We start from the raw sequence: 1,283 nt of genomic DNA on the forward strand, positions 1-1,283 counted from the left end.
GCTCCGGGCTCACGATCTCCCCGTAGGCGTCGAGGAGCAGCCGGATGTCCTCCGGCTTCACGCCGCTGCGGCCTGTCTCGATCCGGCTGATCTTCGACTGGTGCCACCCCATGATCCGGGCCGCCTCACCACTGGTGAGTCCGGACCGGTCGCGCAGGGCACGCAGTTCCTCGCCGAGCTTGCGTCGGCGCACCGCGGGACCGTGCTGCACACCCGCCTCCTTCCACCGGCACAGCTCGCACCAGTTTGCCGTCCAAATACGTTCTTCCGTAGCAGAGTTCACCGCATCGAGCGACAGATATATGCATATCTTGGGGGAAAGGCAGATGTGACGGCACGATGGGTGGCACTCTGGCGTCCAGCACAGATCCGGGGCTTTTCGCCCCGGTGGGAAAGGGACCGTCGCCATGGCAGATCACCAGGAAGCATCCGTCACTCTGCCGAGCGATCCCGCCTCGGTCGCCACTGCCCGACGCTATGTCGCGGAGGTGCTGAGCGAGTGGGGACTCCCCGATGACGCCGACACCGCCGACAGCGTCCGGCTGATCGTCTCGGAGCTCGCCACCAACGCTGTGCAGCACACTTTCGGCCAGTCGCCCACCTTTACCGTCGACATCCGGCTGGAGCGCCAGGAGTGGTTGCGGGTCGGGGTCACCGACAGCCACCCCCGCTGGCCCAAGCGGCTCCCGGCCGCCGTCCAGCAGGACAACGGCCGGGGCATGGTCATCATCCGCTGGCTGACGGTGGAGGCGGGCGGCCGGCTCTCGGTCACCCCGACCGAGGACGGCGGCAAGACGGTGTGGATCGCACTGCCCTGGAGCGTCGGCGCCCCGGCGCGGAGCGTCTTCGGCCGCTGACCTGCCAGGGACGGCTCAGAGCAGGCCGCGTTCGCCCGCGCTGCGCTCGATGCACAGCTCGTTGCCCTCGGGGTCGGCGAGCACGACCCAGCCCGCCACACCGTCCGCGTCGCGGCGGTCGTCGACGAGCTTCGCGCCGAGGCCGATCAGACGCTCGACGGTCTCGTCCCGGGTGCCGGTGGGCGGCTGGATGTCCAAGTGGACACGGTTCTTGACGGACTTGCTGTCCGGGACCCGGATGAACAGCAGCCCCGGCACCCCGGTCCGGCCGGACTCCAGCAGGACCTCGTCGTCCCCCTCCACGTCGTCTGGATGGAACGTGAAGCCGGTCACCGCGGACCAGAATTCGGCGACCCGGTAGGGGTCGAGGGCGTCGAAGGTGATGTGCCGGACGGGGTTGATGAACATCTCACTCCTCGATGACGG

General features: G+C 68.7%; 3 protein-coding genes. 1 reads left to right on the forward strand and 2 read right to left on the reverse strand.

Translation table 11 applies throughout. The features are described 5' to 3' along the window. Positions 1 to 211, reverse strand: a 211-nt coding sequence (locus ACWGIU_RS38045; RefSeq protein WP_453712681.1) for a helix-turn-helix domain-containing protein, incomplete at its 3' end; no start/stop codon positions are given. Positions 212 to 407: 196 nt separating this feature from the next. Between ACWGIU_RS38045 and ACWGIU_RS38050 the strand changes: the two genes are divergently transcribed. Next, positions 408 to 857 (forward strand): ATP-binding protein, encoded by a 450-nt coding sequence (locus ACWGIU_RS38050; RefSeq protein WP_453712683.1) that lies wholly within the window; start codon positions 408 to 410, stop codon positions 855 to 857. A gap of 15 nt (positions 858 to 872) precedes the next feature. Here ACWGIU_RS38050 and ACWGIU_RS38055 read toward each other — a convergent pair whose 3' ends face one another. Continuing rightward, positions 873 to 1,265 (reverse strand): VOC family protein, encoded by a 393-nt coding sequence (locus ACWGIU_RS38055; RefSeq protein ID WP_453712685.1) that lies wholly within the window; start codon positions 1,263 to 1,265, stop codon positions 873 to 875. Positions 1,266 to 1,283 lie beyond the last annotated feature (18 nt).

The organism is Streptomyces sp. NPDC054840 (genome assembly GCF_053611065.1).